The following is a 22,996-nucleotide window of genomic DNA, read 5'->3' as shown; positions in this document are numbered from 1 at the left end:
GGCGTTCGCGGTTTCAGGGCAAGTCGGTCGCGAGGAATGTCAGGGGCAGCCCCTGCACCGTCATCTCGGATTCGTCCGATTCGAAACCCTCGCCCTCCCGGTGCGAACGGAACTTCGTCACCGCGCCGTAACGCGCGGGCACCTGCTCGGCGGCCGCCATGTCTGCCACGCGAACCGCGATGGAGAAGACACCGTCACCGTGTGCCGCCAGGAATTCGGCCACCGCACTGCTGCGTCCCGCCTCGGTGTCCAGGGGGATCACCAGTTCCACGCCGCCGGCCCCAGTTCGGCCAGTTCGAGGACTCGAACCCGATTTCGGTGAAGAACGTGGCGGCCGCGTCGAGCCGATCTCGGGCGACTGCGTAGACGACGTGGTGCATCTGCGGCAATCGGCTCATACCGGCCCCTTTGGCGGATGTCGCGCCGTCAGCGGCGTTCACCGGCGCCCGGCCCGGCTGTCCCGCGCCGCTCAGCCTAATCGCGGGCCTTTCCGCAACGCGCGGCCGCGGGCAGCCTGCGCCAGGATGGCGGTGTCGCGACTCCCTGGGGAACAAACCGCCGAAGCGCATCGGACCGCGTCGCCGCGGAGTTCGCACGCTAGTGTGCATGGGTTGGCCTCAGCGAACAGGCCGATAGAAGAGTTGAGCAAATTCATGACCGCAACAACAGAAGCGTCGGTGCTCGAATCACGGGTCGGCCATTACTACGAGATGGACGGCACCTACCTGGTCGGCCGCGAGAAAGTGCGCGAGTACGCCCGCGCCGTGCAGGACTACCACCCCGCGCACTGGGATGTCGCCGCCGCCGCCGACCTGGGGTATGCGGGTCTGGTGGCGCCGCTGACGTTCACCTCGGTGCCGGGCATGGCCTGTAACCGCCGCATGTTCGAATCGGTCGTCGTCGGCTACGACACCTACATGCAGACCGAAGAGGTCTTCGAGCAGCACCGCCCGATCGTGGCCGGCGACGAGCTGCGCGTCGACGTCGAACTGACGTCCGTGCGCCGGTTCGCCGGCAGAGACCTGATCACCGTGACCAACACCTTCACCGACACCGCCGGCGAGCGGGTGCACACCCTGCACACCACCGTCGTCGGCGTCACCGCCGAGGACGTCGACCCGGCGGTCAAATTGACCGCGCCGAAAATCATGATGCACGACGTCGACCTCGTGGCGATCGGCAACTCCGGCGGCGCCTACGAGAAGACGGTCCGCCCCGAAGGCGAGGTTCGGATCGCCGGGGCAGGCGCTGCCCGCACGCCGGGGACGCGGTCCTTCGACGACCTGGCGGTCGGCGACGAGCTACCGGTGCGCCACGCCCGACTGTCCCGCGGCGACCTGGTCAACTATTCCGGCGTGGCCGGGGACGCCAACCCCATTCACTGGGACGAGGGCATCGCCAAACTGGCCGGGCTGCCCGACGTGATCGCCCACGGGATGCTCACCATGGGCTTGGGCGCCGGCTTCGCCTCCGCATGGTCGGGCGACCCCGGCGCGGTCACCCGGTACGCGGTGCGGCTGTCCCAGCCCGCGATCGTGTCCGCCGCAAAGGGTGCGGACATCGAATTCAGCGGCCGGATCAAGTCTTTGGATCCCGAGACCCGCTCCGGCGTGATCATCGTCGCCGCGAAGTCCGGAGGCAGAAAAATCTTCGGCCTGGCGACGGTGCACGTCCGCTTCCGCTGAAACGACTATGCGCTGGTGACAGCCGCACGGCGCGCTCGTCGTGCGCGGATCGCGACCGTCAGCCGGTATCGGCTTTCACCCCTTCCCCCCTGACACGGGCGCGCCGGGCGCCTACCGTCGGAGTGACGAGCGCACGCTAACCGAAGGGATGATGACCATGCTCGCGATTACCGATCCAGCCGCCGAGGCGATCAGCGCGTTGACCAACCAGCAAGGCAAGCAGGAGTCCGCGGGACTGCGCTTCGCGGTGCAGGAGCATCCGGAGGGCGCTCGGCTCACACTGTCCGTGACCGACCAGCCCGAGGCCGGTGACCAGGTGGTCGGCACCCAGAACGGTGCCAAGGTCTTTCTGGGACCGCAGGCCACCGCGTTCCTCGACGACAAGGTCCTCGACGTTCAGCAGGACGCCCAGGGTCAGCTGAGCTTCGCGGTCACACCGCAGCCGGACAATCAGGCGCCCACGGTCTGACACCGTTTGGAACGGTTCCGGCGCCGGCGAAAGTGTTCCGATGCGCATCGACCGATGCCGCGCCATGAAGGCGCCCGCCCCTTCCCGGCGGTGGTAGTAGTGAGACTCTCGACGGCATTTGCCGGGGGCAGAACGGTAGGTCTGCACATCCTCGCCGTCGGGGTCGCGCGCGTCCTCGAGAACCGTTCGTTGCGCCGGTAGGCGTGCGCGGTGAACGCGGCGTCCTCACTGCCCACAGGTTGGACGTCTGCACGGAGATGTCTCATCCGGCGCGCATCGCCGAGTGGGATTGAGGGGGACCCGTTTGGTGGTCCAGTTGACCACTCAGAGGGGCCCACCTCCGCTCCGCCGCGCAATTCCATCGAGCCAGGAGTGCAACGCTTCGCCTGCCATTGGAGTATGACGGATGGCTAACTCTCGCCATTCTCAAGCGGAACGGCGAAGCGCCTCGTACAGACTCGAGAAGGCCGACACCTCTGCATTCAGGAAACAAGAACCCACAGTTACCGCGCCATGTTGGCGAATCGCGACAGGTGCAGCTGGTGCGCGACGGTGACCGTCTTGGTCGGGCCGTTGCGGTGTTTGGCGAGAATGAAGTCGGCCTCTCCCCCGCGCGGGTCGTCGCGTTCGAACGCATCCGGCCGGTTCAGCAGGATCACCATGTCGGCATCTTGTTCAAGGCTATTATGGGCTGCGATCCCGTTAGCAACGAAATTGTGTGTACCGCTTACGGTTCCATCGTAGACGTCTTGTTCTCCGAGACTAGTAATCTCAACGACTGAATCCCAGAACACATCATTGGTAGCCAGATCATGAATGCAGTCGTCGCCTAGCAGAGCAGCGACGCGATGCAATTTCAGTCGGCCAGGTGAATAGTTCCATTTCGACTCTCCAAACGGCGATCCTGTAGCGCGCCCGAGGGCGTCATTCGTAATTCCTTTGGCAGCCATGGTCGCCCGTACGCTCGTCCAAACCTCCTTGGGTATGGTGTCCGCGCCCGGTCGCCGTGTTCGCAAGGTGAGCTGCTGGAGAACTTCCCGCGCCGTCATGCTCCGAGCCCCGTGGACGCCTGCCTTGGTGAGGAACGCCGTTTGGTTGGTCGAGCCGTCGATGCGTAAATGCCACCAGTCGCGATATCCCGCCTTGCGAGCTCGCGTAAGTCGGCTTTGTACGCCCAGCCGAAGCAGAAGTTGCGCGACGTCATCGATGAGACGCCGGCTGGTCGACGCGTAGTAGATACGCCCCTGGCCGGACTTGTCGTCCCACCGCACCGACCCGGCCGTCGCCCACAGGTGCCGCAGGAACAGCGCGACTTGGTCATTGGGAGCGCGGAATACCGCCTCCGGCACGAACTTTTCGTGGCTACGCTTGCCGAATAGCCCCAAGCCGTCCAGCCACGCCGCAATTGGGTTGCGCTTGCCGTGGGTCAACCGCTCCGGCGCCGGCAGGCGCAGCGTGGTCACCCGTGCCGCCGGGTATTCGTCGCGGATGGCCCGCACGCCGAAGTGGGCGGCGGCGATCGTCACCGCGCCGAGGTTCGCCTCGTCCATCGACGCGTGGCGGACCGGCTGGCGCTTCACGCACGATCCGTCGCCGATCATGTGGGCCAGCAGGATCAGCTCGGACTCGTCCATGCGCTGGGTGTCGACGGGCTCCGGGACACGCCGGGGCGCCGCGATGCGATCGCCAACCTGCAACTGCTCCAACGGCGTCCAGCCGTCGAGCTTCATGAAGGGGTGGTTGCCGGTGGCCTCGACCTCGCGGCCCGAGGCGAGCCGGAGCCGGAACACCTCTTTGTGCCCGCTGGGAAAGACGTTGGTCATCGGCCGGGCGACCATGCGCATCCGCTCGTCCAGCGACCACACCCACGGCCGTTCGCCGGTCCGCATGAGCTCACCGAACGTGACCTCGGCGCCGGTGTCGGCGCGCAGGATTCGCGTGGCGGCGGTCAGGCATCCCGACTCGCGAAGGTCCGAGAGCATCGGCTTCTTGTCGGTGCGCTGTTCGGGACCGCGGTTGAGCTGGCTGATCGCGACCACCGGCACCTCGAGCTCTTTGGCCAAAAGCTTCAGGTGCCGAGAGAATTCGGACACCTCGATCTGCCGGGACTCGACCTTCTTGCCCGACGTCATCAGCTGCAGGTAGTCGACCACGACCAGCTTGAGGTTGGCTTTCTGGCGCAGCCGGCGCGCCTTGGCGCGGATCTCCATCATGGTCAGGTTGGGCGAGTCGTCGATGTACAGCGGTGCCTCGCTGATCTCGCTCATGCGCCGCGCCAGCCGCGTCCAGTCGTCGTCGCTCATCCGGCCCGACCGCATGTCGGCGAGCTTGATCTTCGCCTCCGCCGACAGCAGCCGCATCACGATCTCGGACTTGCTCATCTCCAACGAGAAGATGACGCTGGCCATCCGGTGCTTGATCGAGCACGACCGCATGAAGTCCAGTCCCAGGGTCGACTTCCCCACGCCGGGCCTGGCCGCCACGATGATCATCTGCCCGGGATGCAGGCCGTTGGTCACCTCGTCGAGTTCGGTGAACCCGGTCGGCACACCGCGCGACATTCCGCCGTTGGAGGCGATGGCGTCGATCTCGTCCATCGTCGGCTGCAGCAGGTCCTCGAGCGCGACGAAGTCCTCCGACGTCCGGCGGTCGGCGACGTCGTAGATCTCGGCCTGCGCGCGGTCGACGATCTCGGCGACGTCGGCGCCCTCGGCGCCGGCGTAGCCGTACTGCACCACCCGCGTGCCGGCCTCCACCAGCCGGCGCAGCAGCGCCTTCTCGGCCACGATGCCCGCGTAGTAGCCGGCGTTGGCCGCGGTCGGCACCGTCGAGATCAGGGTGTGCAGATACGGCGCCCCGCCGATGCGGCGCAGCAGGCCGCGGCGGTCCAGCTCGGCGGCCACCGTCACCGCGTCGGCCGGCTCCCCGCGCCCGTACAGGTCCAGGATCGCGTCGTAGACGTTCTGGTGGGCGGGGCGATAGAAGTCCCCGGGCCGCAGCCGCTCCAGCACGTCGGCGATCGCATCCTTGCTCAGCAGCATCCCGCCCAACACCGACTGCTCGGCAGCCAGATCCTGCGGGGGCTGACGACCGAAGTCCTCACTGGGCGGCGCGGACTCCGCGCCGGGCGCCAGGTCGTCGACGACCGCCATCGGGTGCATCCTCCTCTGACTCAGGTGTCCGAACGTACATTCGATAACCGGTATTCAGACCATAAGCCAAGGCACTGACACCCCCGACCCACAGCACCCGCATCACCTCGTGCCGGGAGAACGGTAAACGTTGCTGGCGCGGACTGAAAGGGGCCGTTGTTCATAAGGCTGTGCATGGTGTGTGCATATCCGTCGACACCTGTGTTGAGCGGGGTGTGGAGAACCTGTGGATCAAATCGACGTACTACGGCATCTCCGCAGATACGCGTCATACAACGCCACACATTTGGTGTGGACAAGAATCTGATCGGCGTGTCGGGCCAGGTTACTGCGCCGGGCGTGTTGCCTTTCGGCCAGATTTTCGCTTCGTTACACCAGGGTTAAGGAACGCGCGCGGACGTTACGCGGAAAGAGTTCGCTGGAGCGGCCGTGTGCGACCGCGCCCGCGGCCGAAAGCGGCGTGCACAGACGCCACGACTGCCTCCGGCAGCGGCCGGGCACGGCCGCTGCCGGAGGCAGGCAAAGACGGGGGAGTTAGCCCTGCGCGACGACCTCGATCGCGACGTCGACGTCGACCTCGGGGTGCAGGTGCACCGACACCCGGTGGGTGCCGACGGCCTTGATGTGCGCTTTGGGCAGCCGGACGATCCGCCGGTCCAGGTTGGGGCCGCCGGCCTTCTTGATGGCCGCGACCACGTCGCCGGCGGTCACCGAGCCGAACAGCTTGCCGGAGTCGGCCGCGGTCTTCACCGGCAGCGAGACGGACCCGAGCGCCGCCAGCGCGGACTTGAGCTCGTCGGCGTGCTCGCGGTCGCGCACCATCTTGGTCTCGCGGGCGCGGCGAATCTCGTCGGCCTGCTTCTGGGCGCCGCGCGAGGCGACGATCGCCAGGCCGCGCGGGAGCAGGAAGTTGCGGCCGTACCCGTCCTTGACCTCGACCGTCTCGCCGACGGTCCCGAGGTGGTCAACGTCGGCCGTCAGAATCAGCTTCATCGTCTTCGTACTTTCGGTTGAGCGTTCCGGCGGTTATCGCGCCGAGGAGGTGAAGGGCAGCAGGGCCACCTCGCGGGCATTCTTCACTGCGATCGCGATGTCGCGCTGGTGCTGCACGCAGTTGCCGGTGACCCGGCGTGCCCGGATCTTGCCGCGCTCGCTGATGTAGGTGCGCAGCAGCGTGGTGTCCTTGTAGTCGATCTGCTGGCCCTTCTTCGAGCAGAAGACGCACTTGCGTGCCTTGACCGGCTTCTCCGGAGCGGGGCGCCGCTTACTGGACTTGGCCATGTGTGTTGTTCTTTCCGTTCTCGTGGGTGAAGTTCACGTGTTCTAGAAGGGCGGTTCGTCGTCGCCGCCGCCGAAGGAGCCCGACGCCGGGGCGCTGCCCCACGGATCGTCGGCCGGTGTGCTGCTCGCCTGCGGAGCCGCAGGGGCCGCCTGACGCGATCCGCCGCCGCCACCGCCAGCACCGAAGCCGCCGCCCCCGCCGCCGCCGCCGCTGCGGCTGGCCTTGTTGACCTTGGCGGTGGCATACCGCAGCGAGGGCCCGATCTCGTCGACCTCGACCTCGACCACGGTGCGCTTCTCGCCCTCGCGGGTCTCGAAGGACCGCTGCTTGAGCCGCCCGGTGACGATCACGCGGGCCCCGCGGGTCAGGCTCTCGGCAACATTCTCGGCGGCCTCCCGCCAGATGTTGCACCGCAGGAACAGCGCCTCGCCGTCCTTCCACTCCCCACTCTGGCGGTCGTAGATCCTGGGGGTGGACGCCACGGTGAAATTCGCGACGGCGGCACCCGAGGGCGTGAACCGCAACTCGGGATCAGCGGTCAGGTTTCCGACGACGGTGATAGTGGTGTCACCAGCCACAATTTCCTCCTGGGTCCGCTGCTACAACGGTCGATGTCATGAGCATGTTCTCGCGAAGCCTACGCAGCCGCACCGACGGCGAACAGTCAGTGCTGTCGACTCAGTGCTTGTCGGCGCGCATCACCTTGGTGCGCAGCACCGACTCGTTGAGGCTGAGCTGGCGGTCCAGCTCGGACACCGTCGCCGGCGCGGCCTTCACGTCGATGACGACGTAGATGCCCTCGGCGTGCTTGGCGATCTCGTAGGCCAGCCGGCGCCGGCCCCAGATGTCGACCTTGTCGACGCTTCCCCCGTCCTTGCGGATGACGTTGAGAAACGTCTCCAGCGACGGGGCGACGGTGCGTTCGTCGAGCGTGGGGTCAAGAATGACCATGATTTCGTATGGACGCATGGAAACCTCACCACCTCCTCTGGTCTGTACGGCCACGGTCGTTCCGTGGCAGGAGAGTCGCCTGCGTCGGCAACCGCCCCAGGGTACCGGACGGCGGGCGGGCCAGCGAAATCCGGGGCAATCCGGGAAATCCGGCGGCCACTCACTCCCGGACGCGCACGTACTCCACGGCCCTGGCCATCGTGGCCTCGTCGGCCTTGGCGAGCGAACCCGAGTCGAACGGCGGCTGCGGGTCGTACTCGATGAGCAGCTGCGCGGCCTGCGCGGCCTCGCGGTCGACGAGCAGTTCGACCAGCCGCAGGGCCATGTCGATGCCGCTGGACACCCCCGCGGCGGTGATGATCCGCTGCGGCAGGTGCTCGACGACGCGTTCGGCCACGTAGCTGCCGCCCAGCCCGTTGAGCACGTCGGCCGCGCCCCAGTGGGTGGTCGCGGTCAGCCCGTCGAGCAGGCCGGCGGCGGCCAGCAGCAACGCGCCCGTGCACACCGACGTCGTGAACGTGGTGTTCGGGTGCACCGCCTGCAGCCAGCCGCGCACCGTCTCGTCGTGGATGAGCTGACGGGTGCCCACGCCGCCGGGGAACACGACCACGTCGGGCGCCGCGACCTCGTCGAAGGTCGCGTCACAGGTGAAGCCCAGCATCCCGTTCTCCGTCCGCACCTCACCGCGGCGGTGACCGACGAACACGATGTCGATCGACGGGACGCGCTGCAGCACCTCGTAGGGCCCCACCGCGTCGAGCGCGGTGAAGCGGGGAAACAACGGGATCGCAACTTGCGTCATGCCATCCTCCGGATGGTCGCCGCTTCGGTGTCAGTCTCCGCCGGCGCCGCCGACCGGCGCAGCCCGGCCGGGCGCAACCACTGTGGAAGCCAGCCGGGCGGCGCGTCGGGAGCCCGGTCGAACGGCCCGCCGGCCGGGTCGTCCAGGCACCCACGCATGCGCACCAGATCCTCGTCGGGCCGGTAGATCTGCCACACCACCAGCGCGCACAACGCGACGACGGCCACGTCGCGCAGCAGCACCGTCGTGGTGAAGACCTGCTGCGGCAGCGAGCGGTTCGGCTCGGAATACAGGTAATACATTCGCGGCACCCAGACCAGCGCGTCGATCGTCATCCACGCCAGCAGGATCCGGCGGTGCGGCAACGCCAACACGGCCAGCGGCACCAGCCACAGCGAGAACTGCGGGCTCCACACCTTGCTGGTCAGCAGGAACACCGCCACCACCAAGAACGCCAGCTGCGCCACCCGCGGCCGCCGCGGCGCGGTGAGCACGACGTAAGCGATTGCCGCGCAACACGTTGCGAACGACACCGCGACCACGATGTTCAGCACCGTGGGCGGCTGCCAGAAACCGAGGTGGGGATCGAAGCCGCGCCACCCGGTGAACGACTTCACCACGGAGTACAGCGAGTCCATGTCGTCGCCGCGGCGGGTGTTGAGGCGGAAGAACTCCGACCAGCCGCGCGGGAACAGCACCAGCACCGGCAGATTCACCAACAGCCACGTCGCCGCGGCGGTCGCGGCGGTACGGGCCCACGCGCCGAGGCGCCCGGTCCGGATGCCCAGCACCAGCATCGGGCCCAGGAACAGCAGCGGATACAGCTTGGCCGCGGCGCCCAGCCCGATCAACACGCCGGCGAGCACCGGTCGTCGTCGCGCCCACGCCAGCAGCCCGGCCATCGCCAAACCCGTAGCCAGGGCGTCGAAGTTGGTGAAGATCTGGAAGATCACCAGCGGCGAGGCGGCCACCAGGGCCGCGTCCCAGATCCGGCGCCCGGCCAGGCCCGCGGTCGCCCACACCGTCGCCAGCCAGGCCAGCGCCAGGCCGAACGCCGCGACGTCGAAGAACATCACCACCTCGGCCACCACCGGCAGCGGCACCAGCTTGCTGAGCGCGGTGTAGGTCTTGGCCAGCGCCATCGACCCGTACTGGTAGAGCCCGGTCAGCACCGGATACTCCATGTAGCGCACCGCGGGCCGGCCGTCGTACTGCAGCTGCGGCGCACCGTCGGCGTCGGTTTCGACCCAGCTCGACTTGTACGGAAACTTGCCCTGGTTCAACAACTCCGCGCCGTAGAGGGGCACCGTGTCGGAGTAGCACAGCTCGTAGTAGGCGCGCTGGTTGTCCCAGTTGGCCACCCGCTGGTCCCCCGGCCCGGTGCCGTGGCTCTGCAGGCACGCCGCCTTCGTCGAATAGCCGAGCGCCAGGAACACCAGCGCGATCACGAACATCACCCGCAGCGGGGTCATCAGCCGGGTGCGCCCGATCAGCGCGTGCCGGCCGACGGGCCCCCCGGCCACGTCGGCGAAGGCGGCGCCCAGAAAGTCGGTGCGGCTGGGGCAGTCGCGGGTGTCCAGGCTGCGCCGGTCGGTGGCCAGCCGCCCAGGCGAGATGGCGGCGCTCTGCTCGGCGGCGCCGGTCACGGCGGCGGTGGGGGGGCTTGCGGGCCGCCCGGCGGGACGCCGCCCGGTGCGGCCCCGGTGTCCGACGACGGCGGCGCGATCGGGATCGTCGTGGGCGGGCCGACCGGAATGGTGATCCCGGGCGCGATCTCCACGGTCGGCTGGATGACCGTCTCCGACGGTGGCGCGGGCGCCTGCGGCGGTGGCGGTGGTGGGGCGGGCACGCCCGCGTAGCCGCCGATCGCGGTCGGCTTGGGGAACGACTGGTTGGGCGTGCCCTTCAGCGCACCGTCCATGGTCGCCTTCCAGATGTCCGACGGCAGCCCCGACCCGTACACCGGCGCGCCGGAAGCGGTGACCAGCGGCTGGTCACCTTTCACGGTGCCCACCCACACCGCCGTCGACAGCGACGGCGTGTAGCCGACCATCCAGGCGTCCTTGTCGGCCTTGGTGTCACCCAGCTGCGTAGTGCCCGTCTTGGAAGCCGACGGCCGCCCGCCCGCCAGGTTGTGGCCGCGCGAGTAGCCCGCGATCGGTTCCATCGCGGCGGTGACATTGTCGGCGACGGCCTTGTCGATCCGCTGCTCACCGCTGTTGTCGGAGTTGGCGGCGTCGAACAGGACCTGGCCCTCGGCGTTGACCACCTTCTGCACGAAGTGCGGCCGGTGGTAGACGCCCGAGTCGGCGAGCGTCGCGTAGGCCGACGCCATGTCGATCGGCCGGGTCTCGTATTGACCCAGCACGATCCCGTTGTTGGGCGGCCCGCCCTTGCCGTCTTCGGACAGCGTGTGTTCGACGCCGGGGAAACTCTTCGCGACGCCGGCCTGGTGGGCGGCGTCGGCGACGGCCTGCGGCCCGCCCTTGAGTTTGAGCATCAGCCGGTAATAAGAAGTGTTCAGCGATTGCTTGAGCGCCTGGGCGATGTTGCAGGTCCCGCAGCTCTCGCCGTCGACGTTGGTGATCTTGATGCCGTCGACCGTCAGCGGGGAGCTGTCCACCTGGTAACCCAGGCCGATGCCCTGCTCCAGCGCGGCGATCAGGCAGAACACCTTGAACGACGAGCCCGTCTGCAGCCCGGCCTGGGCGAAGTCGAAGCCGTTCGCGTCGGGACCGCCGTAATAGGCGCGGATCGCGCCGTCGTGCGGGTCGATCGACACCACGGCGGCCCGCATGTCGGGGTCCTGCCCGTGGAGGTACTTGGCCACCGCCTTCTCCGCGGCCTGCTGGGCCTTCGGTTCGATCGTGGTGGTGACCTGCAGCCCCTGGGTGTTCAGGGTCTGCTCGTCGATGTTGAACAACTCCATCAGCTCTTTGGTCACCTGGCGCTCGATCAGCCCGTTGGGGCCGGTCGTCTGGTTCTCCGCACGGGCCTGATCGGGCGGCACGGTCTCCGGGAACACCTGGGCGGCGCGGTCAGCCGGGGACAGCGCCTTGGTCTCGACCATGCCGTCGAGAACCCAGTTCCAGCGGGCCCTCGCCCCCTTGGGGTCGACGGCGGGATCCAGCGTGGACGGCCGCCGGATCAGCGCGGCCAGCAGCGCCCCCTCGGACACGGTCAACTGCTCGACGGGCTTGTCGAAATACGCCTTGGCGGCCGCCGAGATCCCGTAGGCGCCCCGGCCGAAGTAGATGATGTTCAGGTAGGCCTGCAGGACGTCGTCCTTGGACCACTCCCCCGACATCTTGGTGGCGATGACCAGTTCCTTGGCCTTGCGCATCAGGCCGCTGAACCCGTGTTGCGCCGAACCGACCAGCGCGTTCTTGACGTACTGCTGGGTGATCGTCGACCCGCCCTGCAGGCCGCCGTTGCCGAACAGATCGTGGTTGATCGCCCGGGCGAACGCGGCGAAGTCGAACCCGGGGTTGGAGTAGAAGTTGCGGTCCTCGGCGGCGATCACCGCCTGCCGCACGTGCACCGGCACCTGCTTGAGGTTGACGTCGACCCGGTTGCCTTCCGGCGGAACGATTCTGGCGATCTCCGAGCCGTCGCTGGCCAGAATAGTCGAGACCTGGTTGGTGCGGATGTCGCCCGGTTTGGGGATGTCGACGATGACGTACGCCATGGCGAAGGTCACGAGCGGCAACAGCACCAGCACCGCCGCCGCGAGGTAGGAGGCCCGTCGCACCCACCGCCAATTGACCCGCTCCACCCAGCTCGAGCCGGGACCCGGTGAACGCCCAAGGGGTCCACCCGGGCCGCCCCGACGGGGCGGTGGCGGGGGACCCGACACGGACTGTCGCCCGGACAACGGCCGGTCCTGCCGGCCGTCGAGGGCGGCCTTGACCTCCGCGAGCTGATCCCGCTCGGCCTGCAGCGGCGTCGAGGGCGGGTTGTCCAACGCGGCCTTGACCTCGTCGATGGGGTCCGCTCGCCGCGGGGCGCGATCGTCGGTGACGGGCGGCAGGATCGCCGTCAGCCGGTCGTCGGGCGGAACCGGACGCCGGCCGGGGCCCGGGCGGCCGGGGTCGCCGGGACCGTCGGTGTTCGCATGCTTGCCGAAACGCTCAGTCTCCGACCCGTCCGAGCCGGTGGACGACTGCTCGTGGCGGCCTTCGTCATTCAATGGCGGTGCGGGCGCCGTTGCGTGCCCTGCGCGTTCCGCGGGTGCCCTTCGGTGGCCGCGTCGCGCCGAGCACGTACGACTTGACTAGGTGGTTCCAGCTGCAGGTGCGGCATACCTCCACCACGTGGACCTTGAACTCCTCGAAGCGGGTCGCCAGCAAGACCAGCTCCTCGGCGGTGCGGGCCGACCCCGACACCGCGCCCAGGTGCTCGCCGAACACCCACGACACCAGGGTGAGCTGCTCCTTGCGGCAGATCGGGCACATCACCTGGCTCGGTTTCCCGTGAAACTTCGCGGCGCGCAACAAGTACGGGTTCGCGTCACAGACCTCGGACACTCCGGTGCGGCCCGAATAGACCTCGGCCAGCAGGGAGCGCCGCCGAAGCGCGTAGTCCACTACCTGTCGCTGCAGTCGCACGCCCACCAGAGTACGTCGCCATCCGCCCCACTGATACGCGGCAAGCTGATGCCCGGCGCGTTCGTCGGCCCGGGCCCGGCCCGGCTACCGCCGATTACGGTGCCGATTCGCCGCGGCGCTTCTACGATCATCCGCGTGGCGAAATGGCTGGGAACACCGCTCGGTGGTGGGGCCAGGACGCGCGCAAAAGACAGCGACCGCCAAGACATCTGCAAGGTTCTCGACAACGCCCTCGCCGACGGCGAACTGTCCATGGAGGAACACCGGCAACGCGTGAGCGCGGCCACCAATGCGGTGACCCTCGGCGACCTGCGCGAGCTGGTGACCGACCTGCAGGCCGACAACACCGCGGCCGCACCGCCGGCCGTCAAGCCGCCGTCGATCCCGGGCCGGTGGGGCATCCTGGCCGGCGCCTTCGTCGCGTCGGTGCTGCTGGGCGTCGGCATCGGCTGGGGCCTCTACGGCAACACCGGCTCGCCGCTGGACTTCACGAAAGATCCCGGCGCCAAGCCCGACGGGGTCGCGGCCGTGGTGCTCACCCCGCCCCGGCAGCTGCAGTCCCTGGGTGGGCTGACCGGGTTGCTGGAGCAGACCCGCAAACGGTTCGGCGACACCCTGGGCTTCCGGCTCGTGGTCTACCCCGAATACGCGGTGCTGGACCGCCGTGACCCCGGAAACGACCGGCGCGTGCTCGGCTACACCTACCGGGGCGGGTGGGGCGACCCCAACAGCAACGCCAAGAGCAGCACCGACGCCACCCTCGTCGACCTGAGCAAATTCGACGTCAAGACGACCGTGGGCATCCTGCGGGGCGCCCCGGAAACCCTCGGCATCAAACCGGCCGACGTCAAGAGCACCTACCTGATCGTGGAGCCCGGCGAGGCCCCCACCACGCCCGGCGCGCTGTCGCTGTCGGTGTACGTCTCGAGCGATTACGGTGGCGGCTACATCACCTTGGCCGCGGACGGAACCGTCAAACGGGTGAATTACCCGTCGTCGTGACGACGGGGCCGCAGCCTTACCGAGGCGCGCCCGCGGCGTTAACACCGGTCAAATGCCACCCCAATCGCAGGTGGTGCCGGGGCGAATGGGCGGTGTTGTGGCGAATATATCGACGCGATAGGATGACGCGAGGCGTCGGGCCGTCGTAACCGGACATGCATAAGGAGGTGGGTCGATGCTGGAGCTTGCCATCCTGGGGCTTCTCATCGAGTCGCCGATGCATGGCTACGAATTGCGTAAACGGCTGACCGGCCTCCTCGGTGCGTTCCGGGCTTTCTCGTACGGTTCGCTCTACCCGGCGTTACGGCGCATGCAAGCCGACGGGTTGATCGCCGAGGATGCCGCCCCGACCGGCACCCCGGTGCGGCGGGCTCGCCGGGTCTACCGACTCACCGACGAGGGTCGCCGACGCTTCGGGGAGCTGGTGGCCGACACCGGCCCGCACAACTACACCGACGACGGCTTCGGGGTACACCTGGCGTTCTTCAATCGCACTCCGGCAGAGGCCCGGATGCGGATCCTGGAAGGCCGCCGCCGTCAGGTGGAGGAACGTCGCGAAGGCCTGCGCGAAGCCGTGGCACGGGCCAGCAGCTCGTTCGACCGCTACACCCGGCAGCTGCACCAGCTCGGACTCGAGTCCAGCGAACGTGAAGTCAAGTGGCTCAACGAGCTCATCGCCGCGGAGCGGGCCGCGCCTGGCCTGTCCGAACAAACGTAATCCCCGCACGAAACGCACGACAGCCGAGACACCGAGGCTCAAACAGTTATGAAGTTAGGAGAACGCTCTATGACCGAGCACAACCCGTCAGGGGCGCTGACGGAGGTACGAGTCGCCATCGTCGGCGTCGGGAACTGCGCGTCCTCGCTGGTCCAGGGCGTCGAGTACTACCAGAACGCCGACGAGACGTCGTCGGTGCCCGGCCTCATGCACGTCCGGTTCGGCCCGTACCACGTGCGCGACGTGAAGTTCGTGGCCGCGTTCGACGTGGACGCCAAGAAGGTCGGCTTCGACCTGTCGGACGCGATCTTCGCCTCGGAGAACAACACGATCAAGATCGCCGACGTGGCCCCCACCAACGTGGTGGTGCAGCGCGGCCCCACCCTCGACGGCATCGGCAAGTACTACGCCGACACCATCGAGCTCTCGGACGTCGAGCCGGTCGACGTCGTGCAGGTGCTCAAGGACGCCGAGGTCGACGTCCTGGTGTCCTACCTGCCGGTGGGCTCGGAGGAGGCCGACAAGTTCTACGCCCAGTGCTGCATCGACGCCGACGTGGCGTTCGTCAACGCGCTGCCGGTGTTCATCGCCTCCGACCCGGTGTGGGCCAAGAAGTTCGCCGACGCGGGGGTCCCGATCGTCGGTGACGACATCAAGAGCCAGGTCGGTGCGACCATCACCCACCGGGTCATGGCCAAGCTGTTCGAGGACCGCGGTGTGCAGCTCGACCGCACCATGCAGCTCAACGTGGGCGGCAACATGGACTTCCTCAACATGCTCGAGCGCGAGCGCCTGGAGTCCAAGAAGATCTCCAAGACCCAGGCCGTGACCTCCAACCTGCACCGCGAGTTCAACACCAAGGACGTCCACATCGGCCCGTCGGACCACGTCGGCTGGCTGGACGACCGCAAATGGGCCTATGTGCGGCTGGAGGGTCGCGCCTTCGGCGACGTGCCGCTGAACCTCGAGTACAAGCTCGAGGTGTGGGACTCGCCGAACTCCGCGGGCGTCATCATCGACGCGGTGCGCGCGGCCAAGATCGCCAAGGACCGCGGCATCGGCGGCCCGGTGGTCCCGGCGTCGGCCTACCTGATGAAGAGCCCGCCGCAGCAGCTACCCGACGACATCGCGCGCACCCAGCTCGAAGAGTTCATCATCGGGGCGTAAGCACCGCGCGGCGGCGCACCGAGCATCAGGTGGCTTTCCCCGAAAGTGATAGCGCATGCGCTATCACTTTGGGGGAAAGGGTGGTGCTCTTCTCGGCGGTACCGGAGTGGCGGGTGCGATCGGCGGCCGATAGCACTCCGGCGTCCGCCCCGCGCGAGCGCCAATTCGTCGACAGAATGCTGTGCGCTTGCTTAGCATCATCTCTCGATGACCGTTCAGCCCGCCGCGTTCCTGCGCACCACCCTGCCCCTGGACCTGTCTCGCCTCGCGGAACTGGACACCGGCCGCTACCACTCGATCTGGCTTCCCGATCACATGGTCAGCTTCTGGCCCGACGCGCTGTGGACCCCCGAGTTCACCGACCTCGCCACCGCCTCGCCGTCGCCGCACCGCCACCTCGACGGGCTGGCGGTCGCGGCGGCGGCCGCGGTGCTGACCGAGAACGTCCCGCTGGTCAGCGCCGTCGTCGACACGGTCCGCCGCCACCCGAGCATGCTCGCGCAGACGGCGCTGACCATCGACCACCTCGCTCGGGGGCGCTTCGTCCTCGGCCTGGGCAGCGGCGAGAGCGAGAACACGGTGCCCTACGGCTTCGACTTCGCCCGGCCGGTCGCCCGCTTCGAGGAGGCGCTCGCCGTGATCCGGCTGCTGTGGGAGAGCGACGGCCCGGTCGACTTCGACGGGCGGTTCTACACCCTGCGGCACGCCCGGTTGGACACCGAACCCTACGACGGGCGGTTCCCCCCGATCTGGATCGGCGCCAGCGGCCCGCGGATGCTCGACATCGTCGGCCGCCACGCCGACGGGTGGTGGCCGGCCGGCGCCTGGACACCGGAGCACTACGCGGAAATGCTTTCGGCGGTAAGGGCTTCCGCCGAACGCGCGGCCCGCGACCCGATGGCGATCACGCCGTGCTTCATCCAGGTGTGCCTGATCGGCGCGGACGACGACGCGCTCGCCGAGATCTTGCGGGCGCCGCTGGTCCGGGCGTTCCTGCTGCAGGTCTCCGCGGAGACGTTGCGCGGCTTCGGGTTCGAGCACCCGATGGGCGGGGGCTGGCGTGGCTTTCAGGACATCGACCCCGCGACGCTGCCCCGCGAGCGGATCGTGGAGTTCCTGGACAAGGTGCAACCCGAGATGGTCCTGGCCGTCGTGCCGCACGGCACCCCGGGGCGGGTCGCCGAGATCGTCAAGGCGTACGTGGACGCGGGCCTGCGGGTGCCCAAAATCCTCGACTACGGCGCCATGGCCGGCCAGAAGTACGCCGAGGCCTCGGCGGCCAACGTCCGCGCGACCGAGGACGAACTGCTGCGGCTGTGCGGGGCCGTCTCGTGAGCCTGGACGCGGCGGCGCTGCTGGAGGCCGCGCAGGCCGAGACCGGGTTGCGCGACTACGCCGACCCGACGCTGCCGCACCGCTTCGCCGTCGCCGTCGACCACCTCAACGCGCTCGGCATGGACGCCGACGGCGCGCGCGAGGCGGCCCGGGTGTGCCACTGGCTGCTGACCTCGCGGTTGGAGTTCGTCGAGGACCGCAACCGCCATCCCGTCGGCGACGAGGTGATCGAGGCGCCGATGTTCGTCACCGGCGAACCCCGGTCGGGCACCACGCTCATGCACGCGCTGATGTCCGTCGACCCGGACGCGCGGGCGCTGCGCTTCTGGGAGGTGATGTACCCGTCGCCGCCGCCGGGACTGGCCGGCCCGGACGACCCCCGCCGCGCCCGCGCCGACGCCGACTGGCGCGAGATCAACGCCAAGATGCCCAAGTGGCTGCACAGCCACCCCTACAACGACATGCTGGGTGACGGGCTGCCCGAGGACGAACGCGCCTGGGCCTTCGACTTCCGGGTGATGACGCCGACCGCGTGGTGGCGGGTGCCGATGCAGTCGCTGGTGGCCGGGCTGCCCACCGACGCGGCCGCACAATACCGGCTGCACAAGGCCATGCTGCAGCAACTGCAGTACCGGCGCCCACGCAAACGCTGGATTCTCAAAGGGTTTCACGGATTCCGGCTCGCGGAGCTGTTCGACACCTACCCCGACGCCCGGATGGTGTGGCTGCACCGCGACCCGGTCCAGGTCGCCGCGTCGCGCACCATGATGATGGCCGACATCGCCGAAGGCATGGTCGGCCCGGTCGACCTGCACGCCGCGGCCACGATGCACCTCGAGCTGACCCGCGCCGGCATCGCCAACACGATGAGCAATCCCCTGGTCGACGACCCGCGCATCCTGCACGTCCGCTACACCGACTTCATCGCCGATCCGGTCGAAACGGTGCGGCGCTACTACACGTTCTGCGGCCGCGACCTGGCGGCCGGGCCCGAGGCGGCGATGCGGGACTATCTGGCCGCCAACCGCGGCGACCGCCACGGCAAGTTCACCTACTCGACCCGCCTACTCACCGACATCGGTGAGGACCTCGACGCCCTGCACGCCGAGTTCCGGCCCTTCCGCGAACGCTTCGGCGTCGCGATCGAGAACCGGGCCTGACCCATGCCGGCCCACGAGCGCCTGTCGGTGCACAGCGTCACCTTCTACGGCACCCCCCTGGCCGAGCTGGAGTCGCACTGGCAGACGCTCGGGGTGTCGCGGCTGAGCGTCCTGGACGGCCAGCTGCTCGATCCGTTGTTCCCAACACTGCTGCAGCGCAACGTCTTCACGGTCGAGGCGGTCTGTCACGTCTTCGCGGGCGGCGCCCTGGCCGGCGACCCGCGGGCCGCGCAAGACGCACTGGGCGCCGTGATCGACGCCGCCGCGGGGGTGGGCGCGCGCACCGTCTACCTGCTCACCGGGGGCCGCGGCGGGCTCACCTGGAGCCAAGCAGCCCAACGCTTTTCGGACATGGTTGCGCCCTGCGTCGCACGGGCGCAGGCGGCCGGGGTGACACTGGCGATCGAGAACGCCTCCAGCCTGTACGCCGACATCCACCTCGCGCACACGCTGCGCGACACCGTCACCCTGGCCGAGATGGCCGGGCTGGGTATCTGCATCGACGTGTTCCACTGCTGGGCCGAAGGCGATTTCGAGGAGATGGTGGGGCGCGCGCTGCCGCGCACCGCGCTCGTCCAGCTCAGCGACTACGTGCTCGGCGACCGGGCGCTGCCGGGCCGCGCCGTTCCCGGCGACGGCACGATCCCCCTCGAGGCGTTCGTCGCCCGAACGCTGGCCGGCGGATATCGGCGCGGCTTCGACCTGGAACTCATCGGACCCCGCATCGAGGCCGGGGGCAGGCTCGAATCCGCCTGGCGCGCATGCGATGTCGTCGGCGCGATGCTCGACAGACTGGGGGCATGACCATGGCCTACGGTGACGGCCCCGACGACGCGGCACTGCGGGCGGCGTGGACCGAATTCTGCGCCGCGCTGCAGCGTGCGGGCGAAGGGGTCTTCAAAGACGCCAACCCCGCCTCGGGGGTGCAGCGTGCCGACGCGTTCCGCTTCCTCACCCAGAACCTGGGCCAGGCCTTCGACCTCGCGCTGGAAACCCGCGACACCCGCTACCCGGTGCTGCACACGTTCTGCGGCCCGACCCGCAAGCTCGGCGGCGACTGCGCCGACTTCACCTACCAGCAGGCGTGGATCGACGGCGAGTCGACCTACCTGCTCACCGGGACCCGCGGCACGTCGCGGTTCTTCAACGTCACCGTCCAGGGACCCCGCACGCCCGGGCCGGGCGTGCTGCACGAGCCCTTCGGCGACACCCCGGAGGCCAACCTGCTCGGCCATCGGCTCCACGTCGAGGACGACGGGACGTTCGAGCTCTACATCGGCGGGCCGGAACGCGGCCCGAACTGGCTGCCCACCACCCCGGGATCGCGAAAACTGTTCATACGTCAGGGCTTCGACCGGTGGGACGAGGTGCCGGCGCGGATGCGCATCGAGCGCGTCGAGATGACCTCCCCCAAGCCGCTGCCCACGCCCGCGGGGATGGCCGAGGCGATGGGCTGGGCCGGTGACTTCGTCACCGGCCTGATGTCCGACTGGCCCGAGTTCCCCTTCACCCACGGCGGCGTCGACGCCGGGCATCCCAACGCGTTCCCCCGCATCGGGACCACCGAGGCCGACGGCAGGCGCGGCCGGGCCGCGGCCAACATGTACTGGGAGCTGGCCCCCGACGAGGCGCTGATCGTCGAGTTCGACGCCCACGACGGGCTGTGGATGTTCACCAACATGGGCGCCTTCTTCAACAGCATGGACTACCTGTACCGCCCGGTCAGCTACACGCCGAGCCGCACCAGCGTCGACCGCGACGGGCGCATCCGCCTCGTGCTGGCGCATCGCGATCCCGGCGTGCACAACTGGCTGGACACCCAGGGTTTCGAGTGCGGCAACCTGACCTACCGGCACATGCTCGAGGGCGAGCCCGCCGTGCTGGACACCCGGACCGTCACCCTCGACGGGCTGATGGCCACCCTCCCGGAGGACACCGCCATGGTGGACGCGGCGCAACGCACGGCCGCGATGTGGGAACGATTTCATGGCATCAGGCGCCGCTATATCCTCTAGCGGTCCTTTAGTGTCAGAGCCGTGAGCGAGATGTCTGAGGACGAGCTGACCGGCCTGTCGGAGTTCTCCCTGCTGACCGAGAACGCCGAGCAGGCCGGCGTGACCGGCCCGCCGCCCGAGGTGCAGCGGGTCGAGTCCGGCACCGGCAACGACCGGATCAGCGCGCTGCGTTGGGGCGGCACTCCCCCACGGATCGTGTTCCTGCACGGCGGCGGGCAGAACGCGCACACCTGGGACACCGTGATCGTCGGGCTCGGCGAACCTGCGCTGGCCGTCGACCTGCCCGGTCACGGCCATTCCGCGTGGCGCGACGACGGCGACTACTCGCCCCACAACAACGCGGCCACCCTGCTGCCGATGCTGCGCGAGCACGCGCCGTCGGCCGAACTGGTGGTCGGCATGTCGCTGGGCGGGCTGACCGCGGTGCGGGTGGCGGCGCTGGCGCCCGACCTCGTCAACGAGCTCGTCCTCATCGACGTCACCCCGTCGGCGCTGCAACGTCATTCCGAGATGACCAAGGAGCAGCAGGGCACGGTGGCCCTGATGCACGGCGAGCGGGAGTTCCCCAGTTTCCAGGCGATGCTGGATCTGACCGTCGCTGCCGCGCCGCACCGCGAGGTGAAGGCGCTGCGCCGCGGCGTATTCCACAACTCGCGGCGGCTGGACAACGGCAACTGGACGTGGCGCTGGGACACCATCCGCGAATTCCCCGACTTCGCCGGCCTGTGGGAGGACGTCGACGCCCTGGCGGCGCCCGTGACGCTCATCCGCGGCGGGTCATCGGGCTTCGTCAACGACGAGGACGCGGCCGAACTCGGCAGGCGCGCACGGCATTTCCGTGGCGCGCACGTCGTCGAGAACTCCGGGCACTCGGTGCAGAGCGACCAGCCGCGCGCGCTGATCGACCTGCTGCGCGCGGTGCGGGGCGCCCGCTGAGCCTACGGTGGGGGGTATGACTCCCACCTTCCCCGTTCGCATCGGCGTGCAGTTGCAGCCCCAGCACGCCCCGCACTACGGCCAGATCCGTGACGCCGTCCGCCGCTGCGAGGACATCGGTGTCGACGTCGCGTTCAACTGGGACCACTTCTTCCCCTTGTTCGGCGATCCCGACGGGGCCCACTTCGAATGCTGGACGATGCTGGGGGCCTGGGCCGAGCAGACTTCGCGCATCGGAATCGGCGCGCTGGTGACCTGCAACTCCTACCGCAACCCCGAACTGCTGGCCGACATGGCCCGCACCGTCGACCACATCAGCGACGGCCGGCTCATCCTGGGCATCGGTTCCGGGTGGAAGCGAAAGGACTACGACGAGTACGGCTACGAGTTCGGCACGGTCGGCAGCCGCCTCGACGACCTGGCGGACGCGCTGCCGCTGATCGAAGACCGGCTGGCCAAGCTGAATCCGCGGCCGACCCGCGACATTCCGATCCTGATCGGCGGCGGCGGCGAGCGCAAGACGTTGCGGCTGGTCGCCCAGCACGCCGGGATCTGGCACAGCTTCACCTCCGCCGACGACTTCGCGGCCAAGTCCGAAGTGCTTGCCCGGCACTGCGCCGACGTCGGCCGCGACCCGTCCGGGATCGAACGCTCGGCCGCGGTCGATGGCGGCGGCGGCGGGCTGGTCGCCAACGCCGAAGCGCTGGTGGGGCACGGTGTCACGATGCTGACCGTCGGCTGCGACGGCCCGGACTATGACCTGAGCGCCGCCGCAGAGCTGTGCAAGTGGCGCGATAGCCGGGGATAGCCGGCCGCCCGCCGCGCCTGCTGTTTGCCCCGGCTTCATCGGCCCAACATCTGGTAGCACGCGCGAAGTCATGAGAAACTTCACAGCGCTGGCTGGCCGACGGTCGCTGAAAGAGTCGCTGAAAAGCCGTTGAAAGAGACGCGAGAACAGATGCCGAAGAAATACGGGGTCAAGGAGAAGGACCAGGTCGTCGCGCATATCCTGCATTTGCTGCTGACGGGCAAGCTGCGCAGCGGCGACCGCGTCGACCGCAACGAGATCGCCGTCGGCCTGGGAGTCAGTCGCGTTCCGATCCAGGAGGCGCTGGTCCAGCTCGAACACGACGGCATCGTGTCGACCCGCTACCACCGCGGCGCGTTCGTGGAGCGGTTCGACGAGGCCACCGTGCTCGAGCATTACGAACTCGAGGGCCTGCTCAACGGCACCGCCTCGGCGCGCGCGGCCGCCAACCCCACGCCGCGGATCCTCGGTCAGCTCGACGCGCTGCTGCGCTCGCTGCGGGCCGCCAAGGATTCGCGGACGTTCTTCGCGGCGGCGGCGGAGTACCGGCGCACCGTCAACGACGAGTACGCGGGACCGCGGTTGCACGCCATGCTGCGCGCCTCGCAGGAACTGATCCCCCACGCGTTCAAGGTGAGCTACCAGAACGGCCACGGCGACGTGCTGCCGTTCTACGAGGACGAGACGGTCGCGATACACCGGCGCGATCCCGAGGCCGCGCGCGCGGCGTGCGTCGGCCGCTCCTACGGGACGGCCCAGGCGATGCTGGCCGAGCTGTCCCGGCGCAGGGTCTTCACCGCGCCCGACGACATCGTCCCCGTCCCCGCCGAGGCCGTCCCGGTGCTCGCCGGCTCCGACGCGGTCCTCGGCGAGCCGTCGATCGCGCTCTGAGCGGTCCGCGGCGGGC

At 68.9% G+C, this 22,996-nt stretch carries 22 protein-coding genes; 12 read left to right on the top strand and 10 right to left on the bottom strand.

The genetic code is table 11. The features are described from left to right. Positions 1-13 precede the first annotated feature (13 nt). Positions 14-271: a hypothetical protein gene (locus ACJ512_RS00375; protein ID WP_407685451.1), complete on the bottom strand. Its 258-nt coding sequence runs from the start codon at positions 269-271 to the stop codon at positions 14-16. A 382-nt stretch (positions 272-653) separates the two neighbouring features. Between ACJ512_RS00375 and ACJ512_RS00370 the strand changes: the two genes are divergently transcribed. Together ACJ512_RS00370 and ACJ512_RS00365 are read left to right on the top strand one after the other, a co-directional pair. Beyond that, on the top strand, positions 654-1,685 hold the full coding sequence (locus ACJ512_RS00370) for a fused (3R)-hydroxyacyl-ACP dehydratase subunits HadA/HadB (RefSeq protein WP_407685450.1): 1,032 nt from the start codon (positions 654-656) through the stop codon (positions 1,683-1,685). A 157-nt stretch (positions 1,686-1,842) separates the two neighbouring features. Then, positions 1,843-2,154 (top strand): iron-sulfur cluster biosynthesis family protein, encoded by a 312-nt coding sequence (locus ACJ512_RS00365; RefSeq protein ID WP_407685449.1) that lies wholly within the window; start codon positions 1,843-1,845, stop codon positions 2,152-2,154. Positions 2,155-2,657: 503 nt separating this feature from the next. Here the strand turns inward: ACJ512_RS00365 and ACJ512_RS00360 are convergent. The 9 genes from ACJ512_RS00360 to ACJ512_RS00320 form a co-directional block, all read right to left on the bottom strand. Beyond that, on the bottom strand, positions 2,658-5,306 hold the full coding sequence (locus ACJ512_RS00360; RefSeq protein WP_407685448.1) for a replicative DNA helicase: 2,649 nt from the start codon (positions 5,304-5,306) through the stop codon (positions 2,658-2,660). A 534-nt stretch (positions 5,307-5,840) separates the two neighbouring features. After that, positions 5,841-6,299, bottom strand: a complete 459-nt coding sequence (rplI, locus tag ACJ512_RS00355; protein WP_407685447.1) for a 50S ribosomal protein L9 — start codon at positions 6,297-6,299, stop codon at positions 5,841-5,843. Positions 6,300-6,332: 33 nt separating this feature from the next. Continuing rightward, a complete protein-coding gene (gene rpsR, locus ACJ512_RS00350) occupies positions 6,333-6,587 on the bottom strand; it encodes a 30S ribosomal protein S18 (protein WP_407685446.1) in 255 nt (84 codons plus the stop codon). A 42-nt stretch (positions 6,588-6,629) separates the two neighbouring features. Further along, positions 6,630-7,166 carry a single-stranded DNA-binding protein gene (locus ACJ512_RS00345; RefSeq protein ID WP_407685445.1) on the bottom strand — a complete coding sequence of 179 codons (537 nt, stop codon included), beginning with the start codon at positions 7,164-7,166 and terminating at the stop codon, positions 6,630-6,632. Between the two features lie 100 nt (positions 7,167-7,266). Continuing rightward, complete coding sequence (gene rpsF, locus ACJ512_RS00340; protein ID WP_407685444.1) at positions 7,267-7,557, bottom strand: 30S ribosomal protein S6; 291 nt, start codon at positions 7,555-7,557, stop codon at positions 7,267-7,269. A 142-nt stretch (positions 7,558-7,699) separates the two neighbouring features. Then, entirely contained in the window at positions 7,700-8,341 is a 642-nt protein-coding gene (locus ACJ512_RS00335) for a DJ-1/PfpI family protein (RefSeq protein ID WP_407685443.1), read from the bottom strand. Next, a complete protein-coding gene (locus ACJ512_RS00330) occupies positions 8,338-9,987 on the bottom strand; it encodes a glycosyltransferase family 87 protein (protein WP_407685442.1) in 1,650 nt (549 codons plus the stop codon). Before ACJ512_RS00330 ends, ACJ512_RS00335 begins: the two co-directional genes overlap by 4 nt. Continuing rightward, positions 9,984-12,530, bottom strand: a complete 2,547-nt coding sequence (locus ACJ512_RS00325; RefSeq protein ID WP_407685441.1) for a transglycosylase domain-containing protein — start codon at positions 12,528-12,530, stop codon at positions 9,984-9,986. The genes ACJ512_RS00330 and ACJ512_RS00325 overlap by 4 nt, the downstream gene beginning before the upstream one ends. Next, positions 12,523-12,948, bottom strand: coding sequence for a DUF5318 family protein (locus ACJ512_RS00320; protein ID WP_369736292.1), 426 nt, complete (start codon positions 12,946-12,948; stop codon positions 12,523-12,525). The genes ACJ512_RS00325 and ACJ512_RS00320 overlap by 8 nt, the downstream gene beginning before the upstream one ends. A 135-nt stretch (positions 12,949-13,083) precedes the next feature. On the opposite strand from ACJ512_RS00320, the gene ACJ512_RS00315 reads away from it, so the two are divergent. The 10 genes from ACJ512_RS00315 to ACJ512_RS00270 all read left to right on the top strand — a co-directional run bounded on the left by ACJ512_RS00315 (position 13,084) and on the right by ACJ512_RS00270 (position 22,980). Further along, complete coding sequence (locus tag ACJ512_RS00315) at positions 13,084-13,950, top strand: DUF1707 SHOCT-like domain-containing protein (RefSeq protein WP_407685440.1); 867 nt, start codon at positions 13,084-13,086, stop codon at positions 13,948-13,950. Positions 13,951-14,125: 175 nt separating this feature from the next. Beyond that, positions 14,126-14,668 carry a PadR family transcriptional regulator gene (locus ACJ512_RS00310; protein WP_407685439.1) on the top strand — a complete coding sequence of 181 codons (543 nt, stop codon included), beginning with the start codon at positions 14,126-14,128 and terminating at the stop codon, positions 14,666-14,668. A 69-nt stretch (positions 14,669-14,737) separates the two neighbouring features. After that, the gene (locus tag ACJ512_RS00305) at positions 14,738-15,835 is read left to right on the top strand and encodes an inositol-3-phosphate synthase (RefSeq protein ID WP_407685438.1); all 1,098 of its coding nucleotides are present in this window, start codon (positions 14,738-14,740) and stop codon (positions 15,833-15,835) included. Positions 15,836-16,042: 207 nt separating this feature from the next. After that, complete coding sequence (locus tag ACJ512_RS00300) at positions 16,043-17,170, top strand: LLM class flavin-dependent oxidoreductase (protein ID WP_407685437.1); 1,128 nt, start codon at positions 16,043-16,045, stop codon at positions 17,168-17,170. 2 nt (positions 17,171-17,172) lie between these two features. Further along, entirely contained in the window at positions 17,173-18,330 is a 1,158-nt protein-coding gene (locus ACJ512_RS00295) for a sulfotransferase family protein (protein ID WP_407685474.1), read from the top strand. Positions 18,331-18,333: 3 nt separating this feature from the next. After that, on the top strand, positions 18,334-19,134 hold the full coding sequence (locus ACJ512_RS00290; protein WP_407685436.1) for a sugar phosphate isomerase/epimerase family protein: 801 nt from the start codon (positions 18,334-18,336) through the stop codon (positions 19,132-19,134). Continuing rightward, positions 19,131-20,345, top strand: a complete 1,215-nt coding sequence (locus ACJ512_RS00285; protein WP_407685435.1) for a DUF1214 domain-containing protein — start codon at positions 19,131-19,133, stop codon at positions 20,343-20,345. Before ACJ512_RS00290 ends, ACJ512_RS00285 begins: the two co-directional genes overlap by 4 nt. 30 nt (positions 20,346-20,375) lie before the next feature. Further along, positions 20,376-21,281 carry an alpha/beta fold hydrolase gene (locus tag ACJ512_RS00280; protein WP_407685473.1) on the top strand — a complete coding sequence of 302 codons (906 nt, stop codon included), beginning with the start codon at positions 20,376-20,378 and terminating at the stop codon, positions 21,279-21,281. Between the two features lie 16 nt (positions 21,282-21,297). Further along, the gene (locus ACJ512_RS00275; protein ID WP_407685434.1) at positions 21,298-22,089 is read left to right on the top strand and encodes an LLM class F420-dependent oxidoreductase; all 792 of its coding nucleotides are present in this window, start codon (positions 21,298-21,300) and stop codon (positions 22,087-22,089) included. A gap of 150 nt (positions 22,090-22,239) precedes the next feature. Then, positions 22,240-22,980, top strand: a complete 741-nt coding sequence (locus tag ACJ512_RS00270) for a GntR family transcriptional regulator (RefSeq protein ID WP_407685433.1) — start codon at positions 22,240-22,242, stop codon at positions 22,978-22,980. The last annotated feature ends 16 nt before the right edge of the window (positions 22,981-22,996 follow it).

The organism is Mycobacterium cajalii, assembly GCF_045809005.2.
Classification (GTDB): Bacteria; Actinomycetota; Actinomycetes; order Mycobacteriales; family Mycobacteriaceae; genus Mycobacterium.
The sequence above is the reverse complement of the archived record's forward strand: the minus strand, read 5'-3'. Positions and strand labels throughout refer to the sequence as shown.

Bases quoted from the DNA above. Each gene is read 5' to 3' on its own strand.
- ACJ512_RS00365 (WP_407685449.1), top strand. From the start codon at position 1,843: ATGCTCGCGATTACCGATCCAGCCGCCGAGGCGATCAGCGCGTTGACC.
- rpsF (WP_407685444.1), bottom strand. From the start codon at position 7,557: ATGCGTCCATACGAAATCATGGTCATTCTTGACCCCACGCTCGACGAA.
- ACJ512_RS00270 (WP_407685433.1), top strand. From the start codon at position 22,240: ATGCCGAAGAAATACGGGGTCAAGGAGAAGGACCAGGTCGTCGCGCAT.
- rplI (WP_407685447.1), bottom strand. From the start codon at position 6,299: ATGAAGCTGATTCTGACGGCCGACGTTGACCACCTCGGGACCGTCGGC.
- ACJ512_RS00275 (WP_407685434.1), top strand. From the start codon at position 21,298: ATGACTCCCACCTTCCCCGTTCGCATCGGCGTGCAGTTGCAGCCCCAG.
- ACJ512_RS00370 (WP_407685450.1), top strand. From the start codon at position 654: ATGACCGCAACAACAGAAGCGTCGGTGCTCGAATCACGGGTCGGCCAT.
- ACJ512_RS00305 (WP_407685438.1), top strand. From the start codon at position 14,738: ATGACCGAGCACAACCCGTCAGGGGCGCTGACGGAGGTACGAGTCGCC.
- ACJ512_RS00300 (WP_407685437.1), top strand. From the start codon at position 16,043: ATGACCGTTCAGCCCGCCGCGTTCCTGCGCACCACCCTGCCCCTGGAC.
- ACJ512_RS00310 (WP_407685439.1), top strand. From the start codon at position 14,126: ATGCTGGAGCTTGCCATCCTGGGGCTTCTCATCGAGTCGCCGATGCAT.
- ACJ512_RS00280 (WP_407685473.1), top strand. From the start codon at position 20,376: ATGTCTGAGGACGAGCTGACCGGCCTGTCGGAGTTCTCCCTGCTGACC.
- ACJ512_RS00290 (WP_407685436.1), top strand. From the start codon at position 18,334: ATGCCGGCCCACGAGCGCCTGTCGGTGCACAGCGTCACCTTCTACGGC.
- ACJ512_RS00360 (WP_407685448.1), bottom strand. From the start codon at position 5,306: ATGGCGGTCGTCGACGACCTGGCGCCCGGCGCGGAGTCCGCGCCGCCC.
- rpsR (WP_407685446.1), bottom strand. From the start codon at position 6,587: ATGGCCAAGTCCAGTAAGCGGCGCCCCGCTCCGGAGAAGCCGGTCAAG.
- ACJ512_RS00335 (WP_407685443.1), bottom strand. From the start codon at position 8,341: ATGACGCAAGTTGCGATCCCGTTGTTTCCCCGCTTCACCGCGCTCGAC.
- ACJ512_RS00285 (WP_407685435.1), top strand. From the start codon at position 19,131: ATGACCATGGCCTACGGTGACGGCCCCGACGACGCGGCACTGCGGGCG.